At 74.0% G+C, this 12,690-nt stretch carries 15 protein-coding genes; 5 read left to right on the top strand and 10 right to left on the bottom strand.

What is annotated here, in order from left to right; genetic code table 11:
- Nucleotides 1-233 precede the first annotated feature (233 nt).
- A complete protein-coding gene (locus ABZ659_RS17135) occupies nt 234-1,571 on the bottom strand; it encodes an FAD-dependent oxidoreductase (protein WP_360219865.1) in 1,338 nt (445 codons plus the stop codon).
- Nucleotides 1,572-1,707: 136 nt separating this feature from the next.
- On the opposite strand from ABZ659_RS17135, the gene ABZ659_RS17130 reads away from it, so the two are divergent.
- Entirely contained in the window at nt 1,708-2,253 is a 546-nt protein-coding gene (locus ABZ659_RS17130) for a DUF6214 family protein (RefSeq protein WP_360219862.1), read from the top strand.
- Between the two features lie 27 nt (nt 2,254-2,280).
- On the opposite strand, the gene ABZ659_RS17125 is transcribed toward ABZ659_RS17130, so the two are convergent.
- The gene (locus ABZ659_RS17125) at nt 2,281-2,964 is read right to left on the bottom strand and encodes a DUF305 domain-containing protein (protein ID WP_360220034.1); all 684 of its coding nucleotides are present in this window, start codon (nt 2,962-2,964) and stop codon (nt 2,281-2,283) included.
- Between the two features lie 411 nt (nt 2,965-3,375).
- Between ABZ659_RS17125 and ABZ659_RS17120 the strand changes: the two genes are divergently transcribed.
- Nucleotides 3,376-4,878, top strand: a complete 1,503-nt coding sequence (locus ABZ659_RS17120) for a hypothetical protein (protein WP_360219859.1) — start codon at nt 3,376-3,378, stop codon at nt 4,876-4,878.
- On the opposite strand, the gene ABZ659_RS17115 is transcribed toward ABZ659_RS17120, so the two are convergent.
- From ABZ659_RS17115 to ABZ659_RS17095, 5 genes are all read right to left on the bottom strand, one after another.
- Nucleotides 4,866-5,579 (bottom strand): helix-turn-helix domain-containing protein, encoded by a 714-nt coding sequence (locus ABZ659_RS17115; RefSeq protein ID WP_360219856.1) that lies wholly within the window; start codon nt 5,577-5,579, stop codon nt 4,866-4,868. The two genes, ABZ659_RS17120 and ABZ659_RS17115, sit on opposite strands and share 13 nt — an antisense overlap.
- A gap of 129 nt (nt 5,580-5,708) precedes the next feature.
- The gene (locus tag ABZ659_RS17110) at nt 5,709-6,422 is read right to left on the bottom strand and encodes an HAD-IA family hydrolase (RefSeq protein WP_360219854.1); all 714 of its coding nucleotides are present in this window, start codon (nt 6,420-6,422) and stop codon (nt 5,709-5,711) included.
- Nucleotides 6,423-6,455: 33 nt separating this feature from the next.
- Nucleotides 6,456-7,154, bottom strand: a complete 699-nt coding sequence (locus tag ABZ659_RS17105; RefSeq protein ID WP_360219851.1) for a phosphatase PAP2 family protein — start codon at nt 7,152-7,154, stop codon at nt 6,456-6,458.
- Between the two features lie 76 nt (nt 7,155-7,230).
- Nucleotides 7,231-8,166: a M56 family metallopeptidase gene (locus ABZ659_RS17100; protein ID WP_360219848.1), complete on the bottom strand. Its 936-nt coding sequence runs from the start codon at nt 8,164-8,166 to the stop codon at nt 7,231-7,233.
- A 90-nt stretch (nt 8,167-8,256) separates the two neighbouring features.
- The gene (locus ABZ659_RS17095) at nt 8,257-8,811 is read right to left on the bottom strand and encodes a DUF5134 domain-containing protein (RefSeq protein ID WP_360219845.1); all 555 of its coding nucleotides are present in this window, start codon (nt 8,809-8,811) and stop codon (nt 8,257-8,259) included.
- A gap of 238 nt (nt 8,812-9,049) precedes the next feature.
- Between ABZ659_RS17095 and ABZ659_RS17090 the strand changes: the two genes are divergently transcribed.
- Nucleotides 9,050-9,610: a MarR family transcriptional regulator gene (locus tag ABZ659_RS17090; RefSeq protein WP_360219842.1), complete on the top strand. Its 561-nt coding sequence runs from the start codon at nt 9,050-9,052 to the stop codon at nt 9,608-9,610.
- A 27-nt stretch (nt 9,611-9,637) separates the two neighbouring features.
- On the opposite strand, the gene ABZ659_RS17085 is transcribed toward ABZ659_RS17090, so the two are convergent.
- Nucleotides 9,638-10,402 carry a VOC family protein gene (locus tag ABZ659_RS17085; RefSeq protein ID WP_360219839.1) on the bottom strand — a complete coding sequence of 255 codons (765 nt, stop codon included), beginning with the start codon at nt 10,400-10,402 and terminating at the stop codon, nt 9,638-9,640.
- A gap of 132 nt (nt 10,403-10,534) precedes the next feature.
- Here ABZ659_RS17085 and ABZ659_RS17080 point away from each other — a divergent pair, with 132 nt between their 5' ends.
- Nucleotides 10,535-10,828, top strand: a complete 294-nt coding sequence (locus tag ABZ659_RS17080) for a GNAT family N-acetyltransferase (protein ID WP_360219836.1) — start codon at nt 10,535-10,537, stop codon at nt 10,826-10,828.
- Here the strand turns inward: ABZ659_RS17080 and ABZ659_RS17075 are convergent.
- The gene (locus ABZ659_RS17075; RefSeq protein ID WP_360219833.1) at nt 10,810-11,202 is read right to left on the bottom strand and encodes a VOC family protein; all 393 of its coding nucleotides are present in this window, start codon (nt 11,200-11,202) and stop codon (nt 10,810-10,812) included. The two genes, ABZ659_RS17080 and ABZ659_RS17075, sit on opposite strands and share 19 nt — an antisense overlap.
- 77 nt (nt 11,203-11,279) lie before the next feature.
- On the opposite strand from ABZ659_RS17075, the gene ABZ659_RS17070 reads away from it, so the two are divergent.
- Nucleotides 11,280-11,834, top strand: a complete 555-nt coding sequence (locus tag ABZ659_RS17070) for a GNAT family N-acetyltransferase (RefSeq protein ID WP_360219830.1) — start codon at nt 11,280-11,282, stop codon at nt 11,832-11,834.
- On the opposite strand, the gene ABZ659_RS17065 is transcribed toward ABZ659_RS17070, so the two are convergent.
- Nucleotides 11,818-12,501, bottom strand: a complete 684-nt coding sequence (locus ABZ659_RS17065) for a glycerophosphodiester phosphodiesterase family protein (protein WP_360219827.1) — start codon at nt 12,499-12,501, stop codon at nt 11,818-11,820. The two genes, ABZ659_RS17070 and ABZ659_RS17065, sit on opposite strands and share 17 nt — an antisense overlap.
- Between the last annotated feature and the right edge of the window lie 189 nt (nt 12,502-12,690).

Raw genomic sequence — 12,690 nt, 5'->3', positions numbered from 1 at the left:
GGCCCGTCCTCTCGCCGCACCGGGCGAAAGCCCACGTACCACCACAGGACGAGGGGTGCATCGCGGTGGGGCACGAGGGCCTTTCTGTTCGGTGTGGACGTCGCAGTCCACACCGAACCGGAAGGCCCCCACCCGTTCAAGATCCCTCAGCCGAGACCCGGCTCACCCGTCCACAACCTGCTCGGAAGCGCGGACGGACGCCACGGGTGCCCCGCGCGGACGCGCGCACGAGGCTACGAAGCCCGTCGCGCCGCCGTCCGCAGCGAGTCCCAGTCCGGCAACTTCACCACACGCCGCCCCAGCGAGGCCCCCAGCTCCGCCTCGGCCCGCTCGATGGCCCGCCACCCCGTCCACCCCACCGGCTCGATCCCGAGCGCCCGCAGCGCCGTGAGGGAATCCTCCGGGACCTCCGCGCGTACGAGGGTGGCGGCGTCCGCGAGCAGCGAGGCCACCGTCTCCTTGGCGCAGGGCCGGTTGGTGCCGATGACCCCGGTCGGGCCCCGCTTGATCCAGCCCGCCACGTACTCGCCCGGCGCCGCCGCGCCCCCGCGCAGCACCCGCCCGGCCGACTGCGGCACCGTCCCGTGCTCGGCGTCGAACGGCAGCCCCGCCAGCGGCACCCCGCGGTAGCCCACCGACCGCAGCACGAGCTGCGCCGGCACCTCCTCGTAGCGCCCCGTGCCCACCACCCCGCCCCGCCCGTCCGGCACCGTGTGCTCGAAGCGCACCGCGCCCACCCGCCCGCCGTCGGCGAGCAGTTCCACCGGCCGCAGGAAGAACCGCAGCCGGACCCGCCGCGCGGCACCCCGCGGCGTCCGCTCCGCCCAGTCCCGCAGCACCTCGACGTTCCGGCGCCGCGCGGCGGGCAGCGCGGACGGGTCGGCGTACGCCGGGTCCAGGGCCAGCTCCGCCGGGTCCACCAGGACGTCGGCGCCGGGCAGGGCGCCCAGTTCGCGCAGCTCCTTGGTGGTGAACCGGGCCTGCCCGGGACCGCGCCGCCCCACCATGTGGACGTCGGTGATCCGGCTCGCGGTGAGCGCGGTCAGCGCCGACTGCGGCATGTCGGTCGGGCTCAGCTCCGCCGCGCCGCGCGCGAGGATCCGGGTGACGTCGACGGCCACGTTGCCCACGCCGATCACCACGGCCGAGCGGGCGCCGAGGACGAAGGAGTCGGCGGCGTCCGGATGGGCGCTGTACCAGGACACGAACTCCGTCGCCGAGAAGCTCCCCGGCAGGTCCTCGCCGGGGATCCCGAGCCGCCGGTCGGCCGCCGCGCCCACGCAGTACACCACCGCGTGGTACAGCTCCCGCAGCCGCTCCACGGGCACCCCGCCGGGCCCGACCTGCACCCCGCCGAGGAACCGCACCCGCTCGTGCTCAAGCACCGTACGCAGGGTGCCCTGGAGCGACTTGATCTTCTCGTGGTCCGGGGCCACGCCGTACCTGACCAGCCCGTACGGGCACGGCAGCCGGTCCAGGACGTCCACGAGCACCCCGGGGTCCTGCTGGACCAGCCCCTGGGCGGTGTAGACCCCGCTGGGTCCGGAGCCGACGACGGCGACACGAAGCACTGCGGAACTCCTCGTCCGAGGGATTCATCAGGCGATCGATGACGCCTCCAGCATGGCACCGGGGCGGTTGCGCTGACAGAGGGCGGGAGCGCGTGTCCGTTCGTATGGAATGTGATCATGCGGTTACGTTGCGCGTATGCTCGAAGCATCCTTTCTTCATCTTTCTGATCGCCATCCGGCGGACGGCGATGTCTCCGTGGGCCCGGCGTGGGAAGTGCGGGAGGACGCCGGTGCGACGACCTGGTTGCCGGTGCGGCTGACGTTCGCCGACGGCGCCGAGGTCGCCGCCGTCGCGGTGGTGTCCGGCGGGTGTGTCCGCCTTGAGGAGGTACGCGCCCGGCCCGCGCTCTCCCTCGACGACCTGACGGTGCTCGCCGACTGGCTGGAGGGGCCGCTGGCGGACGCGTGCGGGGCCGGGGGCCCACCGTCGGGTGACGGTGACGGTGACGGTGACGGTGACGGTGACGGTGACGGCGGGGCGCGGCGCGCCCGGCCCGGCTGGCCGCGGGGGACCGAGGGACGGTGGCTGGTCGCGCGGGAGTACCGGACGGCCCAGGAACAGGGCGTGGACCCCGTTCTCGCGGTGATGCGCGCGACCGGACACAGCCGCCGCGGGGCGCTCCGGCTGATCGCGGGGGCGCGTGCCGTGGGCTTCCTGAACCCGCGTCACGCGCGCCCCTGACGCCCCGGCCCACCGGCCGGCGGGACGTCAGAGCAGCTTGCGCATCCGGGTGATCTCGCTGGTCTGCTGGGCGATCACGTCGTCCGCCATCTCCTCCACGCGGACGTTGTTGCCCTGCGCCTTCACGTCCGTGGCCATCGTGATCGCCCCCTCGTGATGGGTGATCATCAGGGTGAGGAAGAGCTGGTCGAAGGCGGCACCGCGCGCGGCCCGCAGCTTCTCCAACTGCGCCTCGGTCGCCATCCCGGGCATCGACCCGTGGTCATGCCCGCCCTCGTCCCCGTCGCCCTCCTTCTCCTTGCCGTACTGGGTGAGCCAGCCCTCCATGGCGCCGATCTCCGGCCCCTGCGCGGCCGATATCCGCTCCGCCAGCGCCGTGACCTTGGACGACTCGGCGCGGTCCGGGACGAGTTCGGTCATCACCAGGGCCTGCGCGTGGTGCTCGATCATCATCCGTACGTAGGACACGTCGGCGGAGTTGGGGGTGTCGTCGTCGGAGCGGTGCTCGGCCGCCTCCTCGGCGGACATCGTGCGGTTCTCCTCCCCGGGCCTGCCGGGCACCAGCACGGAGGGACCGCTCGCCGCGTCCGGCGCGGGTTCCGAGCCGGAGTCGCAGGCGCCGAGGGCGAGGGCGGCGAGGGCGGCGAGGGCGGCGGGGACGTAACGGACACGGCGGGCATGGCGGTTGGGCACGACGACCTCCTGTAGCAGGCGCACGGGCTGACACCTCGTGAGTGTCGACGACCGTCCTAGGGCGTGCTGTGAGAGCCCCGCCTGCCGCCCGGCGTCCGGCACTCCCCCACGCTCTTCGAGCAGGGGCCCCACTCGCCGCACCGGGGGGAGCCCACGTAACCACCCACAGTACGAGGGCTTCCGCCCGGCACGCCGGGAGCACGCTCCCCCAGGCTCTCGGCTCCGCTTGAGCAGGGGCCCCATGGCGCCGCTCGGCCCGCCCTGCGGGCGGACGACGGGACTTTCGCAACACGTCCTAGCACTGTTCCGCGCCTCATTGATCGAAACCCCAACCGCGGCTCCAAATACCTCTTTTGAACCGGACATGTCCAGGCTCATACTTCGTTGATCCGTGCACCGTTCTTCGTGAACGGAACGAGGGAGGAAGCAGTGACCCTGTCGAACGATCCCCGAACGCGGCACAGACGCCTCGGCGTCGCCACGGCGGCCGTCGGCCTCCTGGCGGCCCTGCTCACCGCCCACCCCGCGGTGGCCACCCCCGACCCCGGCGACGCGCCGCCCGCCCGGGAGGGCGTCTCCCGCACCACGCAGGAGCAGGTCAGGGAAGCGATCTCCGAGGGCGACATACCCGGCCAGGACGAGATCGTCCACTCCGCCAACGTCGAGCACCTCACCAACATCCCGAAGGACCTGCTGCCCGGCTTCAACTCGGACCTCGCCTTCCAGGGCAGGTACGCCTTCGCGGGCAACTACGACGGCTTCCGCATCTTCGACATCAGCGACCCGGCGGCGCCCGAGACGGTCGCCCAGGTGCTGTGCCCCGGCTCCCAGAACGACATCTCCGTCTCCGGGAACCTGCTGTTCCTGTCCACCGACTCCTCGCGCAGCGACGACAGCTGCAACAGCACCACGCAGCCGGTGACCGAGAAGTCCTCCTGGGAGGGCGTGAAGGTCTTCGACATCAGCGACAAGCGCAACCCGAAGTACGTCGCCGCCGTCGAGACCGCCTGCGGCTCGCACACCCACTCGCTGGTGCCCGAGCGCCGCAACGTCTACGTCTACGTCTCCTCGTACTCGCCGAACGCCGCCTACCCCGACTGCCAGCCGCCGCACGACGGCATCTCGGTCATCAAGGTGCCGCGGCACGCGCCCGAGAAGGCGGCCGTGGTGAGCTTCCCGGTGCTGTTCCCGGGTGAGGGCCCCGACGGCGGCGGCAACCCGGGCGCGCCCACCAACCCGGGCGTCTCCAAGACCACCGGCTGCCACGACATCACGGTCCTGCCCTCCAGGGACCTCGCGGCGGGCGCCTGCATGGGCGACGGCATCCTGATGTCCGTCAGGGACCCGGAGCACCCCAAGGTCATCGACCGGGTGCAGGACAACGTCAACTTCGCGTTCTGGCACTCGGCGACCTTCAACCAGAACGCGAGGAAGGTCGTCTTCACCGACGAGCTGGGCGGTGGCGGCGGCGCCACCTGCGACGAGGAGACCGGCCCGAACCGCGGCGCCGACGGCATCTACGACATCGTCGGCAAGGGTGAGAAGAGCAAGCTGGTCTTCCGCAGCTACTACAAGATCCCGCGCCACCAGGCCGACACCGAGAACTGCGTCGCCCACAACGGCTCGCTGATCCCGGTCAAGGGCAAGGACCTCATGGTCCAGGCGTGGTACCAGGGCGGTGTCTCCGTCTGGGAGTTCACCGACTCGGCCCACCCCAGGGAGATCGCCTACTTCGAACGCGGCCCGCTCAGCACCACCAGCCTGGTCGTGGGCGGCTCCTGGTCGGCGTACTACTACAACGGCCACATCTACTCCAACGACATCGCCAAGGGCTTCGACGTCCTGAAGCTCAGCGACCGGCGGACCGACCCGGCCAAGCGGGTGCGGCTCGGGGAGCTGAACGTGCAGACCCAGCCGGACTACTTCGACTGATCCCCGGCCGTGTCACCCGTCGCACCCGTCGCACCCGTCTGATCCGTCGCGCCTGTCGCGAAGAACCGCGACAGGTCGTCGCGGCACGCCCCGCCGGACGCCGCCGCGGCCTCCGGCGGGGCTCCGTGCCGCCAGTCGAGCTGGTAGCGCTTGAACAGCTCGGCCCGCAGGGGCCGCACCGGCATCCCCACGTTCGGCAGCACCATCGCGTACACCGCGCCCATCAACAGGGCGCGCAGCATCGGGTAGTCGGTGTCGACCTCGCACGAACCGTGCCGGACCACGGTGTCCCGCAGCAGCTCCGCGAGCCGCTGCTGCTCCGGGCACTGCACGAACCCCTCGGAGTCGAGCAGCCCCGCCATGTGCTGACGCATCAGCACCGGCCGGTCCCTGGCCAGGCCCAGGATCGCGTCGATGGCCCGTGCCATCCGCTCCCGCCCGTCGTCGGTGTGCGGCTCGCCCTCCAGCGCCTCCTCCAGCGTGCGGTGCATCAGCCGGTGCACGGCCGACTGCACCAGCTGGCGCTTGCCGGGGAAGTAGTACGACACCAGTCCGCGGGCCGACCCCGCCCGGTCGGCGATGTCCGCCAGCGTCGTGGCCTCGTACCCGCGCTCGGCCACGACCTCAACGGCCGCCTGGAGCAGCCGTTCCCGGGAACGTCGCCGCAACTCTTCATTGACCGCGGGGCTACGAGGGGACATGCTGGACTCCGACGTTGGCTGGCTGCCAGCCAACTATACTCAGAGCGTCCGGTGCGGCCGTCGGCCGGGCCGGTACGGCCGTTCCGCTCTGGGCGACGCGGGGGATCGTCCAGAGCGGAACGGCGTTTTTCACGCCCGTCCGGCGGGCCCTTCGGGCGCTACCAGGCCGAGCACCGGACGCAGCCCGTCGGGCCGTTCGGCGACCGGCAGGTGGTCCACGAAGCGCACCCGGCAGCCCAGCGCCGCCGCGCCGCCGTCCGCCCGGCGGTCGTCGCCCACCATCAGCGTCCGCTCCGGCTCCACGCCGAGCGCCGCGCAGGCCGTGGCGAACAGCCGCGGGTCCGGCTTGCGGACCCCGTGCTCGTACGACAGCACGTACGCGTCCACCAACGCGTCGAGGCCGTGCTCCCGGAACACCGGCCGCAGGTCCCAGCCGATGTTGCTGACCACCCCGATCCTGACGCCGCGCTCCCGCAACGCGCCCAGCACCTCGGCGGCGTCCGGGTAGGGCGCCCAGGCGGCCGGGGTCATGTGGCGGTCGTACAGGGCGTCGTGGAGCGCCGGATCGGGCAGCGGCACCTGGCGGGACAGGCCGGTGTACGCGGCCCGGTGCAGCGCGGAACTCTGGTCCCGCACCTCCCACACCCCGGCGAGCGCCGCGGGCAGTTGTTCGGGGAACGCCCCGCCCGGCAGCGCGCCCGCCGCCTCCAGGGCCCGCGCGGTGGCGGCCAACTCGGTCTCCGGCAGGGCGGTTCCGCGCTCCGCGAGCACACTCCGCAGCCATGACTCGGCGGACTCGATCCGGAACAGGGTGCCGGAGAAGTCGAACAGGACAGCGGTCATACGGCGATCCTAGGGCGCACGCCCCCGCGGTCCTCAGGCCCTGTGCGCCGGCTCCGACTCCGCCGGTGCCCGCCGTTCGAAGACGGCCACCGCCACCGCCACGACCGTCGCGCCGAACAGCCAGCCGCCGACCACGTCCGTGACCCAGTGCACGCCCAGCCACACCCGGGTCAGGCCCACGCCGAGCACGGACACCAGCGCCACCCCGAAGGCGGTACGCCACAGGACGCCGGTCACGCCGTGGCGGCGCAGCAGCCACAGCAGCAGACCGCACACCACCGTCGCCGTCATGGCGTGCCCGGAGGGGAAGGCGGCGTAGTGGGCGGAGTCCACGGGGTCCGGCCAGACCGGGCGGGCCCGGCCGACCGCCGCCTTCAGGAACTGCTGGAGCCCCGTGGCCAGGGCGACGGTCACCAGCAGCCAGCCCGCCGTCCACCACGCCGAGCGCCGCCACACCAGCCACACCAGCACGGCCGCGACGAGGAGGCGCATCGTGTCGGGGTCCCAGACCCAGTCGGTGAGGATGCGGGACGTTCTGGTCAGGCCCGGGTCCTGGTGGGCCCAGCGGTGCGTGGTGCGGGCGATGCCCTCGTCCAGCGCGATCAGCGGCCCCCACTCCAGGGCGACCAGGGTGAGCAGCAGCACCGAGCACCCGGCGAGGGCGAGCGCGGTACGGACGGAGGCACGTGGGGCCGGCGGGCGGGGAGGCGAGTCGGCGAGCGCGTGGTGCATGATGCGATCCTCGCCGACCGAGGGGTGCGACACCATCTCCGGGACGGAACGGGGTCGGACGGCGCCCCCCGGCGCCCTACCCCAGCGCGTGCAGACCGGGTCCGAACGCGACCAGCACCGGCACCACCGGCACCAGCGCCGCCGTCGCCGTCAGCCCCAGGCGGCGGGCCACGGGGAGCCGGTCCGGGGGTGTCAGCAGACGGTTCACCCGCTGCGGCACCTGGGCCTGCGGGGTCGGGCAGGGGCCGAACGCGCCACGGTCCTGGTTGAGGCCGACCAGGGCCAGCGCGGTGGTGAGACGGCCGAAGCGGCGGGAGGCCATGTCGTCGGCGGCGAGTTCCACCAGCCGGTGCATCTCGTCGCGGAACGCCGCGAACACCGGCACCTGCGGGAAACCCTCCGCGAGCGCGGACGAACAGTGCCGCAGCCAGTCGTGCCGGGCCTGCGCGTGCCCCTGCTCGTGGGCGAGCAGGGCGTCCAGCTGGCGGCCCCTCAGACGGCGCAGCGCGGCGGTGGTGACGACCAGCCGGGGTGCCGTCCCCGGCAGCCACCAGGCGTCGGGCCGCTCGCCCTCCAGTACCACCAGGCGGCCCGCGCCGGCCTGCTCGCCGGGCAACAGCGGCGCCCGCACCAGCAGTTCGGTCCGGCGGTGCCGCCGCCGCGCGCGGGCCCGCAGCACCTCCCGGACCAGCATCGCCGCGCTCCAGAGCCCGCCACAGGCCAGCGCCACCGCGGTCGCCGCCGCCCAGGGCCCGGCCGCGCCGAGCGCGTACGCCTCCACCACCGCGCTGGGCGCCGGGGCGAACACCGGGCCGCGCACCGCCTGCCAGGCCGCGGCCGCGCTGAGCGTCATCGACAGCGCGCAGCACAGCAGTACGGCCGCCACCACGCACTGCCACGCCCACAGGGCGACCACCGGTTCGCGGTCCGGCCAGTCGGCCCGGGCGAGCAGTCGGGGAGCGACGAGCGCGGTCAGCGCGCCGAGCAGGAGCAGTGCCGCGGGGACCATCATGGGACTCACCCTAGGAGGGCGGGCTACCCGGAGGCACGGCCTGCGGGCCGAAGTGACACAGACCACGGGTCGGTCCCACCGCGTCGGCGCTCACATGGCCAGCAGCATCGCGACCATGGCGATCCCCATCGACAGCCTGCACACCCGCGCCAGCTCCGGCCGGTCCGCCCACCCGGTGACCGGCGGGCCGCCCGGCACGGCCGGTACGGGGACCAGCCGGGCGCCGGACAGCAGGACGTAGCCGGTGAAGTAGAGCAGCAGCGCGCCGGTCAGCGCCGGGACGCCGGAGCCGCCGTGGCCGTGCGCGGAGGCGTGGGCGGGGGCGCCCGCCATCACCACCGCCATGTAGACCATGGCCGCGGCCCCCACCAGATGGTGCAGATGGCACGCGTCGGACCGCGCCGCCCACAGGGCGCGCAGCGCCGCCGCCCCGAACACCGCGCCGTACAGCGGCCACGCCCACCCCGGCGGCGTGAACACGGCCGCGGGCACCGCCATCGCGGCCATCCCGAAGCCCATCAGCGCCTCGCCGCCCGCGGCCCGGCGCTGTTCCTCCACACCGCTCCTCATCCGCAGCAGACAGTAGGCACCGGTAGCCGCGCACAGCGCCACCAGCAGCCAGCCGGGCGAAGCCGATCCGTGCACGCGCACCTCCCGCTCGGACGGTCAGCAGCAGTCGACACCTGCCCGGCCCCCACGGCGCGCACGCGAGCGCAAGGGTGTACGGCGGGGGGCGTGCGGTGGTGCACGGGGAGCGGGTCGTCCTCGCCGAGCAGGCCGGACACCGTACGCTCGCCGATACGGGGCGACGCCAGGGACTGCTCCCGGCCGGGGCCGCGTACGCGGCCGGAACGACGGACGAGAATACGGAGGACCTACGGCCATGACGGGGACGAACGGACGGCCGACGGGCGGCGGCGCGGGCAGCCGTACGGCGACGGGGGACACGGTCGCCGCGGTCGTCCGGCAATGGCAAGCCGTCCACCCCGGACTCGACACCGGCCCCATGGAGATCATCGGCCGGGTCAACCGCTGCGCCGCCCTCCTCCAGCAGGCCGAGGACGCCCCGCTGCGCCGGGCCGGGCTCAGTCGCCCCGAGTTCGACCTGCTCGGCGCGTTGCGCCGCACCGGCCACGAACTCACCCCCGGCGAGCTGGCCCGTGAGACGTACTCCTCGGGGGCCGCCGTCACCAAGCGGCTGAAGCAGCTCACCGAGCGCGGACTGGTCGAGCGGCGCGGCGACACCCGGGACCGCCGGGTGGCCCATGTGCGCCTCACGGACGCCGGGCGGGACGTCGTCGACGGCATCCTCCCCGAGCAGCTCGCCTACGAGGCCGCCGTACTGTCCGGGCTCGGCCTGCCCGAGCAGGGAGAACTGGCCGCGCTGCTGGGGGAGTTGCTGGCCCGGCTGGAGGGCCGTCTGGCGGCACCGCCGCGCGGCTGAAGCCGTTGCCCGGGTGAGCGTGCCGGGTCAGAACCCGGACCCGGCCCGGTACACCCCGAACACCGCCCCCTGCGGGTCCCGCAGCACCGCGATGCGCGGGCCGTCGGGCAGCGACGTCGGGTCCATCAGGGCCGCGCCGCCCGCCTGGACGGTGGCGGCGTTGGCGGCGTCCACGTCCGCGACCGCGAAGTACGGCAGCCAGTGCGGCGGCACCTCCGGCGGGAACTTCTCGTCCATCGCCACCATGCCGCCGAAGTCCCGTCCGTCCACGCCCCACTGGCGGTAGTTCCGGGAGGCGCGCACCGTCCAGCCGAACACCGCCGGGTAGAAGTCGGTGGCCCGCGCCGGTTCCCTGGTCAGCAGCTCCACCCAGCCCAACGAGCCGGGCGTGTTGAACACCCCCGCGCCGGGGAAGGCCCGCGCCTGCCACAGCTGGAAGACCGCGCCGCCCGGGTCGACGACCACCGCGAACCGGCCCGCGTCGAGCACGTCCAGCGGGCCGAGCAGCACCGCGCCCCCGGCCCTGGTCACCCGGCGCGCGGCGGCGTCCGCGTCGGGCACCGCGAAGGACACGTTCCAGGCGACGGGCTGCGTCTCCTGGTACAGCGGCGTCAGCGCGGCGACCGCGGCGTCGCCGAGCCGCGCGGTGGTGTAGCCACCGGCCTCCGGACGGGGGTCGGTCTCGGTCCGCCACCCGAACAGCGCCTCGTAGAAGCGCCGCGCACCGGCCACGTCGCTCGTCCCCAGCTCCGCCCAGCAGGGCCCGCCGGTCACCGGCCTGTCGAGCTCCATCCCATTCCTCTCGCAGCGGGGCACCCCCACGAGCACGCTAGGCCCCGCCCAGGGCCCCGGCCAGCCGACGCCGGGGCGCGCCCTGTCGCCCGCCCCGGGTCCCGGCGTATCCTCGCCCGCGTACCGCACCGCATGGTCGACACGGCGCTCGCCCGCCCGGAACGGCACGCGCGCGCCGCGGGCCTCGCCGACGTCGGCAACCTGCACACCGACCCCGCCGAGCGCGGGCGCGGCTTCGAACGCCAGCTGCTCGCGCGTGCCGCCGACTGGCTGCGGCTGTGCGGGGTCGACCGGCTCGTGGCCTACGAGGCGGCCACCGACCGGGCGGCGGTCGACCGGCTGACGCGCGCGGGCTTCACCGAACTCACCCGCACGGACCGGTGCTGGGAGCACCGCCCCGGTACGGCTCAGACGCCGGGCCGGTAGCGCAGGGGGTGGTCGGCCGGTACCTCCACCAGCACGATCGGCACGCCGTCCGGGTCCGCCACCCACATCTCGACCAGGCCCCACGGCTCCCTGACCGGCGGCCGGGTCACGTCGACGCCGGCCGCCCGCAGCTCGTCGTGGGCCGCGGCGACGTCGGGGACCTGGAGCCAGAGCCGGACGGCGGGTGACGGTGGCTCGGCCGAGCGCCCGGAGAGTTCCAGGAAGCCGCCGCCCAGGAAGTACACGGTGCCGCGGTCCGGGCCGGTGCCGAACTCGCGGTAGACGGGCAGGCCCAGCCGGTCGCCGTAGAAGACGCGGGAGCGGTCGGGGTCGGTGGGGCGGAGCAGGACACGGCTGCTCAGTACGTGCACCATCCCGGGAGCCTAACCAGCGGGCGCCGGGGTTAGGCTCGTCGCGGTCCGAGCCGCGCCGAGATCGGAGACGTACCCCCATGGACACCGCCGCCACCGCCACCGCCCTGAGCTTCCGTGCCGCCACCCTCGACGACGTGGACACCCTGGTCGCGCTGATCGAGTCGGCGTACCGGGGCGACGCCAGCCGGGCCGGGTGGACCACCGAGGCGGACATCCTCCAGGGGCAGCGCACCGACCCGCGGGGCGTGCGCGAGGTCGTCGAGTCGCCCGGCAGCCGGTTGCTGACGGTGGAACGGGACGGCGCCGTCGTCGCCTGCTGCCAGCTGGAGCACCGCGGCGCGCACGCCTACTTCGGGATGTTCGCGGTCAGCCCCACGCTCCAGGGCGGCGGCGTCGGCAAGGCCGTGATGGCGGAGGCGGAGCGGCTGGCGCGCGAGGAGTGGGGCGCCACGGAGATGCACATGACCGTGATCTCCGTACGCGAGGACCTCATCGCCTGGTACGAGCGCCGCGGCTACCGCCGTACGGGCCGGATGACCCCCTTCCCCTACGGCGACGAGCGGTTCGGCATCCCGCAGCGCGACGACCTGCGGTTCGAGCTGCTGGTGAAGCGGCTCAGCCCCCCTGCCTGAGGGCGCGCGCCGTCTCCGGCAGGTCGGTCGTCGCGCCGTCCAGGCCGAACGCCCGCGCCAGCCGCACGTGCTGCGGCGTGTTGACCACCCAGCCGATGATCCGCAGGCCCGCCTCGCGCGCGTGCTCCACGGTCTCCAGGGTGAGCCGCCGGATGTTGAGGCAGACGGTGGCCGCGCCCGCGGCCACCGCGCGCTCGGCTATCCCGGTGTCGTACCGGCTGGCGATGAGCGCGGTGCGGACGCCGGGCACCAGCCGGGCGACCTCCGCCACCGCCTCGTCGTGGAACGAGGAGACCTCCACCCGCCCCGCCAGGTCCCGCGCGTTCAGCACCGCCGCCAGCGCCCGTGCCGCGCGGACGTCCTTGATCTCGGCCTGCAACGGCGTGTCCACCGCGTCCAGCACCTCCTCGAAGACCGGCACCCGCTCACCCCGCCCGGCGTCCAGCGCGCGCAGCTCGGCGAGGGTCTGCCCGGCGACCGGACCGGTGCCGTCGGTGGTGCGGTCCACGTCCGCGTCGTGCATCACGACCAGGGCGTCGTCCTTGCTGAGGTGCAGGTCCAGCTCGATGACGTCGAGCCCGGCCGCCCGGGCGGCGACGAAGGACCGCAGGGTGTTCTCCGGCTCGGTGCCCATGATCCCGCGGTGCCCGAGGGTGACGAAGTTCAAGATTCGCTCGCTTCCGTCGACGGCGGTGCATGGGCAGCCTAGTTGTGGGTAGAAGTCGCCGCGTTGGCCGTAGCTGACAGGAAAAAATGCGGTGAACCCCCGGGGTATGCAGAAGAATTTCCTCCCGCTCGTCTTGCTGGGGTGAACCTCCTGTGTATACGGTTTTCCTACGCAAGGTTCTCCAGCTGA

It is taken from the genome of Streptomyces sp. NPDC006997, from assembly GCF_040635175.1.
In the GTDB taxonomy this organism is placed as follows: Bacteria; Actinomycetota; Actinomycetes; order Streptomycetales; family Streptomycetaceae; genus Streptomyces.
The sequence above is the reverse complement of the archived record's forward strand: the minus strand, read 5'-3'. Positions and strand labels throughout refer to the sequence as shown.